We start from the raw sequence: 6,528 nt of genomic DNA on the forward strand, positions 1-6,528 counted from the left end.
CGCAGGCAAAACGCAGGGGTTGTAAGCGACACGCGTAGGTTGGGGTGAGGCGCAGCCGAACCCCGACGTGGCGCAATGCATGGCGATGTTGGGGTTAGGCTGCGCCTCACCCCAACCTAAGAAAAAATGGAACGAAGTTTAAGCCTCGTCGTCCCGGCGAACGCCGGGGCCCAGTGCCTTTGAGGATCTGAAAAAGTCGCTGGGTCCCGGCTTTTGCCGGGACGACGGTTCAGGGCTTTTCTCAGTTATCGAGCGGAGTGCGGCCAAATGCGTGGCATCGCCATGTGGTGAGCCTTACGCCTTCTCGCGCAACTCGCCGTTATGCAGCTCCAGCGTGCGATCCATCCGCGCCGCTAGACGGCTGTCGTGCGTAACGAGAATGAAACTGGTGCCGATCTCGCGATTCAATTCCAGCATCAGCGCGTACACCTGTGCGGCGTTGTCCTCGTCAAGATTGCCGGTCGGTTCGTCGCCCAGCACGCAGGAAGGCCGCGTCACCAGCGCACGCGCCACCGCACAGCGTTGACGCTCACCGCCGGAAAGCTCTGCCGGCTTGTGTTCCAGGCGTTTGCCAAGGCCCACACGTTCCAACAACACCTTGGCATGCTTCTGCGCTTCCAGTATGCCGGTGCCGCGAATCAACAGCGGCATGCAGACGTTTTCCAGTGCGGTGAATTCGGGCAGCAAATGGTGGAACTGGTAGATGAAACCCATCGAGCGATTGCGCACGCGGCCGCGCTCGGCATCGGACAATTTGGAAAGCACCTGCCCTTCCACTTCCACTTCGCCGCGGGTCAACGTATCCAGCCCGCCAATGATGTGCAGCAACGTGCTCTTGCCGGAACCGGAAGCGCCGACGATGGCCAGTGTTTCCTGCCGTTTGAGAGTAAAGCTGACGTTGGTCAGCACCGGCGTGCGCAGATCGCCTTCTTCATAGGTTTTGGCGACGTGGCTGGCGCGCAGGACGATGTCGTTAGTCATGGGATTACTCATAGCGCAATGCCTGGGCCGGTTGCGTACGCGAGGCGCGCCATGCGGGATAGAGCGTGGCAAGCAGGGAGAACAGGAAGGTGACCAGCGATACCCAAATCACATCGTGCCAGTCGAGCTTGCTGGGTACTTCGCTGATGTAATAGACGTCCGGCGACAGGAAGGTGTATCCCGTGACGTGTTCGATCCATTTCACGATACCGGGCAACCGCCAGGAAAGCAGCGAACCGAGCCCCACGCCAAAACCGATGCCGACAAAACCCACCAGCACGCCCTGCACCATGAACATGCCCATGATGCTGCGCGGCGTCGAACCGAGGGTACGCAGGATGGCGATGTCGGCCTGTTTGTCGGTCACTAACATCATTAGCATCGAGATCAGATTGATCACCGCCACCAGGATGATCAGCGAGAGGATGATGAACATCACCTTCTTCTCCATCGAAATGGCGGTGAAGAAGTTGGCGTGGCTGTCCATCCAGGTGGTGACCATATAGACCTGGCCCAGCGAGTCGCTCAGTTCGCGTGCAACAGGTTGCGCGTTGTACAGATTGTCGAGCTTGAGGCGTATGCCGGTGGGGCCGTTGATGCTTTTGAGCTTCTCTGCATTGTCCAGGCTGATCAGGCCGAGGCCGGAGTCGAATTCCTCCATGCCCATCTCGAAGATGCCGCTTACCGTAAAGCCACGAATGCGCGGCATCGCGCCTAATAGTGAAGTACGCAGCTCCGGCACGACCATGGTGACCTTGTCGCCCACGTTGACGCCAAGCTGCAGGGCAAGATCCTTGCCGAGGACGATATTCCAGTCGTCCGACTTCAGCGAATCGAACGAGCCGGCAACCATGTGCTGGTTGATGTCCGACACGTTGGGTTCTTGCTTCGTATCGATACCACGCACCATCGCGCCACTGGAGCGCTGTCCTTGCAGAAAGGATTGAATTTCCACGTAAGGCGCCGCGCCACGCACGTGCGGGTTGGCCTTGACTTGCTGCATGGCGTATTGCCAGTTCTGCACCGGCTCGCCTGGCAGGCCTGAAACCGTGGCGTCGGAAATAGCGCCAAGGATGCGCGAACGAAGCTGGTAGTCGAAACCGTTCATCACCGACATCACCGTGATCAACGCCATCACGCTGATGGTGATGCAGACGATGGAGACGGTGGAGATAAAGGAGATGAACTGGTTGCGCCGCTTGGCGCGGACGTAGCGCAGGCCGATGAAAAGCTCGAGCGGTCGGAACATGGAGGCTTCGCTTGTGGGGTAAGGGCGACGGGCCGTAGGAATCCGTAAGACCGCGCTGCGCGCGCAGAGTGCCCGAAGTGGGCCTAGGGGGCAACCTGACCAAAACGTAGGTTGGGGTGCGAACCCCAACATCGCCATGCAAGGTGACGCCGGAATGTTGGGGTTCGCACCCCAACCTACGCGGACTTCTCGCTGTCATGGGTCAACACCGCCAGACGCATGCGCAGGCGGCGGCGGATATCCGCATCGCTGTTGTCCGGCATCAGCCAGAGGGTGAGCTTGCCGTAGCGGGCGCTGGCCAAACGCAGCAACACCGATTGGTGAAAGATGCGAAAGGCAACCAGGGTTGCCGCATCGTCGCCGCCATCCAGTCCTCGCAATGTCCAGCCGCTTTGGCTGGCCCAACCCACGGCGTAGACCGGCAAGGACAAGCGGCGGATGGCGTGCACGCAACCGGCTATCGACACCAGTACCAGTGCAATACGCGCGGACAATGGCAGCCCCGATACGGCTATCGCCACCATCGCCAGCCCTGTCACACCTGCGAACAGACGCGGCACCCAGCGAGAAGACCGGTATTCAAAGCCGATGGCGGGCGCGGATGTCATCGATGATCGCCTGCCAATCGGCACGCGGCGCTTTGGCGTGGCCCATCACCCAGTCCCACAGGTCCGGGTCCTGCACGTCGAGCAGTTCGTCGAAGGCTTGTTGCAGGGCTGCATCGGCAGTGGGGAACGAGGTTTCCAGCCAACCGCCGAACAATGCGTCCAATTCGCGGGTGCCTCGGCGAGTGCGCCAGCGCAAGCGTTTTAGGTAGGCTTCGTCCATAGAATCAGTTTTTCAAAGCCGAGTAGGCTGGGATGAAATCCCCGCATCCGAAGTTGCAAGAAAGCTGGGATTTCATCCCAGCCTACTCGGGGTGACGAGCCTTACGCCGACCGCCGCGCCACCAGCAGCTTCTTGATCTCCGCAATCGCCTTCGCCGGGTTCAAACCCTTCGGGCAGGTGCGTGCGCAGTTCATGATGGTGTGGCAACGGTAGAGCTTGAACGGATCTTCCAGATCATCCAGGCGTGCACCGGTGTCTTCATCGCGCGAGTCGACGATCCAGCGGTAAGCCTGCAACAGGATCGCGGGACCCAGATAGCGGTCGCCGTTCCACCAGTAGCTCGGGCAGCTGGTCGAGCAGCAGGCGCACAGGATGCACTCGTACAAACCGTCTAGCTTCTTGCGATCTTCCGGCGACTGCAGGCGCTCGCGGTCCGGCGTTGCGCTCTGCGTACGCAGCCATGGGCGGATCGAGGCGAACTGCGCATAGAAGTGCGTGAGATCCGGCACCAGATCCTTCACCACCGGCATGTGCGGCAGCGGATAGATCTTCACGTCGCCCGATGCGCACTCTTCGATGGACTTGGTGCAAGCCAGCGTATTGGTGCCGTCGATGTTCATCGCGCACGAACCGCAGATGCCTTCGCGGCAGGAACGGCGCAGCGTGAGAGTGGGATCGATTTCGTTCTTGATCTTCAGCAGTGCGTCCAGAACCATCGGACCACAAGCGGCCAGATCGACTTCATACGTGTCGATGCGCGGGTTCTGGCCGTCGTCCGGTGACCAGCGATAGATGCGAAACGTACGCGGTTTTTTCGCGTCCTTCGCCGGATAGTTCTTGCCCGGCTGGATCTTGGAATTCTTGGGTAGCGTGAACTCGGCCACGATTGCCTCTCCAGATTAATAGACGCGCTTTTTAGGCGGCACGACTTCAACTTCGCCGGTGAGCGTATACATGTGCACCGGACGGAAATCGAAACTGGTCTTGCCCGCTTCGTCGACCGTCACCAACGTGTGCTTCATCCAGTCGTGGTCGTCGCGCTCGGGGAAATCTTCACGGGCATGCGCACCGCGGCTTTCCGGACGCTGCTCGGCTGAATGCATGGTCGCCACCGCCTGGCCCAGCAGGTTGGACAACTCCAGCGTTTCGATCAGGTCGGAATTCCACACCATCGAGCGATCGCTGACGCGCACGTCCTTGAAGGAGTCGTGCACCTCGGAGATCTTCTTTGAGCCGGCCTTCAACGTTTCGCCGGTACGGAACACGGCGGCGTCTTCCTGCATGGTGCGCTGCATGTTGAGGCGGATCTTCGCCGTGGGCGTACCGCCGTCGGCGTTGCGCAAGCTGTCAAACCGGGCCAGCGCCTTGTCCAGTACGCTGGCCGGCAGATCCTTGTGGGGAGCGCCCGGCTTGATGATCTCGGCGCAACGATGCGACACCGCACGACCGAACACCACCAGATCGAGCAGCGAGTTGGAACCGAGGCGATTGGCGCCATGCACCGACACGCACGCGGCCTCGCCGATGGCGAACAGCCCCGGCACGACGGCATCAACGTCGTCGCCTTTCTTCTGCACGACTTCGCCGTGATAGTTGGTGGGGATGCCGCCCATGTTGTAGTGCACGGTGGGCAGCACCGGAATCGGTTCCTTGGTGACGTCCACGCCAGCAAAGATGCGCGCGGATTCGGCGATGCCCGGCAGGCGTTCGTGAATCACCTCGGGGCCCAGATGCATCAGGTTCAGATGCACATGATCCTTGTGTTCGCCTACGCCGCGGCCTTCGCGGATTTCCACCGTCATGGCACGGCTGACCACGTCACGCGAGGCAAGATCCTTCGCGCTCGGCGCATAGCGCTCCATGAAACGCTCGCCCTTCGAGTTGGTGAGATAGCCACCCTCGCCGCGCACGCCTTCGGTAATCAGGCAGCCCGCACCATAGATGCCGGTGGGATGGAACTGCACGAACTCCATGTCCTGCAGCGCAAGCCCGGCACGCAGCACCATGCCGCCGCCGTCGCCGGTGCAGGTATGTGCCGAGGTGGCGCTGAAGTACGCACGGCCATAGCCGCCGGTGGCCAGCACCACGGCCTGGCCGCGGAAGAAATGCAGCGTGCCTTCGTTCATGTCGAGCGCCAGCACACCGCGGCACACGCCCTCGTCGTCGAAGATCAGATCGATGGCGAAGTATTCGATAAAGAACGTGGCGTCATGCGCCAGCGCCTGCTGATACAGCGTGTGCAGGATCGCGTGGCCAGTACGATCCGCCGCGGCGCAGGTGCGCTGCGCGGTGCCCTTGCCGTAATGCGTGGTCATGCCGCCGAACGGACGCTGATAGATCTTGCCATCCTCGTCGCGTCGCGAGAATGGCAGGCCCCAATGCTCCAGCTCATATACGGCGGCTGGGGCATTACGGCAGAGGTACTCAATGGCATCCTGGTCGCCGAGCCAGTCGGCACCTTTGACGGTGTCGTACATATGCCAACGCCAATCATCCTCACCCATGTTGCCCAGCGCGGCTGCAATGCCACCTTGCGCGGCAACGGTGTGTGACCGAGTGGGGAAGACTTTGGTAATGCATGCTGTACGCAGGCCAGCCTCGCTACAGCCAACCACGGCGCGCAACCCAGAACCGCCGGCGCCGACCACAACGACGTCGTAGCTGTGATCCTCGATCGGATAAGCACGACCGTTGATCGCAGGGCCGCCGTTCGATTTTCCATTCGTCGCCATGTCAGACCCCGAACGACAGTCTGAGGACAGCGTAGACCGACGCCAGACTGACCGCGAAGACGAAGAAGGTATTTGCCATCAGGCTCAAGAACTTCCACTTTTCGTCATGCACGTAGTCGAGAATTATTTCCTGCATGCCAAGCCACATGTGATAGGCGGTGTTGATGATGAACAGCAGCACAATGATCGAGACGATCGGTGAGGCGAGAATTTGCACGACTGCGGCATGACTGCGTCCAAGTAATGCCGTGACAATGAGCAGCAAAGCGATGGTCAGCGGGATGCCGGCAACAGACGTGACGCGCTGATGCCAAAAATGCCCGGTGCCGGAATGAGCCGCACCCAGTCCGCGCACGCGGCGCATGGGGGTTCGCATGTGCGGGGCCTCTCTCATCGGGGGCCTCCCATCACGAGATAACCGACGACCCAAAGTATGAGCGTGAGCGTTACCGAGCCTATCAAAGTGGCCAGCGTGAGCATTTCGCGCTCGGCCGGCTCGAATCCGTGCACCGTATCCCAGATCAAATGGCGGAGACCGCCCAGCATGTGGTGGATCAGGGCCCAGGTGTATCCGAAGAGCAGCAGCAGACCGAGCACGCTCCCCATGAACCATTCAAAGCTCGCATAGGCGTTCGGCCCGCTTGCGGCGGCGATCAGCCACCAGGCGAGCAGCAACATTCCAAAATAGAGCGCGGCGCCGGTGATCCGGTGGACGATGGACATCACCATCGTCAGCAT

At 60.8% G+C, this 6,528-nt stretch carries 8 protein-coding genes; all 8 read right to left on the reverse strand.

The window, feature by feature from the left end; all coding sequences use genetic code 11:
- Nucleotides 1–294: 294 nt before the first annotated feature.
- Nucleotides 295–981, reverse strand: coding sequence for a lipoprotein-releasing ABC transporter ATP-binding protein LolD (gene lolD / locus VJR68_RS08650; protein WP_324147270.1), 687 nt, complete (start codon nucleotides 979–981; stop codon nucleotides 295–297).
- A gap of 4 nt (nucleotides 982–985) precedes the next feature.
- Nucleotides 986–2,230 carry a lipoprotein-releasing ABC transporter permease subunit gene (locus tag VJR68_RS08655; RefSeq protein ID WP_324147271.1) on the reverse strand — a complete coding sequence of 415 codons (1,245 nt, stop codon included), beginning with the start codon at nucleotides 2,228–2,230 and terminating at the stop codon, nucleotides 986–988.
- Between the two features lie 176 nt (nucleotides 2,231–2,406).
- Entirely contained in the window at nucleotides 2,407–2,838 is a 432-nt protein-coding gene (locus VJR68_RS08660; protein WP_324147272.1) for a hypothetical protein, read from the reverse strand.
- Nucleotides 2,810–3,058, reverse strand: a complete 249-nt coding sequence (locus VJR68_RS08665) for a succinate dehydrogenase assembly factor 2 (RefSeq protein WP_324147273.1) — start codon at nucleotides 3,056–3,058, stop codon at nucleotides 2,810–2,812. Before VJR68_RS08665 ends, VJR68_RS08660 begins: the two co-directional genes overlap by 29 nt.
- Before the next feature lie 101 nt (nucleotides 3,059–3,159).
- Entirely contained in the window at nucleotides 3,160–3,942 is a 783-nt protein-coding gene (locus VJR68_RS08670; protein WP_324147274.1) for a succinate dehydrogenase iron-sulfur subunit, read from the reverse strand.
- A gap of 15 nt (nucleotides 3,943–3,957) precedes the next feature.
- The gene (gene sdhA, locus VJR68_RS08675; protein WP_324147275.1) at nucleotides 3,958–5,790 is read right to left on the reverse strand and encodes a succinate dehydrogenase flavoprotein subunit; all 1,833 of its coding nucleotides are present in this window, start codon (nucleotides 5,788–5,790) and stop codon (nucleotides 3,958–3,960) included.
- Between the two features lies 1 nt (nucleotide 5,791).
- On the reverse strand, nucleotides 5,792–6,154 hold the full coding sequence (sdhD, locus tag VJR68_RS08680; RefSeq protein WP_324147276.1) for a succinate dehydrogenase, hydrophobic membrane anchor protein: 363 nt from the start codon (nucleotides 6,152–6,154) through the stop codon (nucleotides 5,792–5,794).
- Nucleotides 6,155–6,180: 26 nt separating this feature from the next.
- Nucleotides 6,181–6,528 (reverse strand): succinate dehydrogenase, cytochrome b556 subunit (gene sdhC, locus VJR68_RS08685; RefSeq protein WP_324147277.1); only part of this gene is annotated, 348 nt, incomplete at its 5' end.

Source organism: Dyella sp., from assembly GCF_035277725.1.
Lineage (GTDB): Bacteria > Pseudomonadota > Gammaproteobacteria > Xanthomonadales > Rhodanobacteraceae > Dyella_B.

Coding starts and splice junctions, on each gene's coding strand:
- lolD (WP_324147270.1), bottom strand. CDS start 981: ATGACTAACGACATCGTCCTGCGCGCCAGCCACGTCGCCAAAACCTAT.
- VJR68_RS08655 (WP_324147271.1), bottom strand. CDS start 2,230: ATGTTCCGACCGCTCGAGCTTTTCATCGGCCTGCGCTACGTCCGCGCC.
- VJR68_RS08660 (WP_324147272.1), bottom strand. CDS start 2,838: ATGACATCCGCGCCCGCCATCGGCTTTGAATACCGGTCTTCTCGCTGG.
- VJR68_RS08665 (WP_324147273.1), bottom strand. CDS start 3,058: ATGGACGAAGCCTACCTAAAACGCTTGCGCTGGCGCACTCGCCGAGGC.
- sdhA (WP_324147275.1), bottom strand. CDS start 5,790: ATGGCGACGAATGGAAAATCGAACGGCGGCCCTGCGATCAACGGTCGT.
- sdhD (WP_324147276.1), bottom strand. CDS start 6,154: ATGCGCCGCGTGCGCGGACTGGGTGCGGCTCATTCCGGCACCGGGCAT.